The sequence below is a fragment of the Halomonas sp. SIMBA_159 genome (assembly GCF_046536035.1).
In the GTDB taxonomy this organism is placed as follows: Bacteria; Pseudomonadota; Gammaproteobacteria; order Pseudomonadales; family Halomonadaceae; genus Vreelandella; species Vreelandella venusta_A.
The window spans coordinates 1-230 of sequence record NZ_JAWJBT010001807.1; the positions used below are offsets into that span (position 1 = coordinate 1).

Annotated in this window: 1 protein-coding gene; it reads right to left on the reverse strand. The window is 63.0% G+C overall.

Annotated features, from left to right (window positions below; translation table 11 throughout):
- The coding region (locus R0J87_RS25435; protein ID WP_498889794.1) for an NAD(P)-binding domain-containing protein at positions 1-230 on the reverse strand (230 nt) is incomplete at both ends.

Consider the following 230-nt stretch of genomic DNA (forward strand, 5'->3'; position numbering starts at 1 on the left):
GTCAAAAAGCACTTTGGGCGCGCCAACAATGAGCTCTAGCCGCCCTTCTGCAGCCCCTTTGGGCGCGCGTGTCATTGCGGCGTCCCTAAAACGCCCGCCCGCCTTCACTACTTTAGCCGCTACCTGGGCCGTTGCGCTGGGAAAGGCGGGGGGACAGTCCACCACCCCGCTATTGGGCGTCAAGCCTTCTAATACGCCGCTGGGCTCAAACACCACCGCCTCTACCTGCG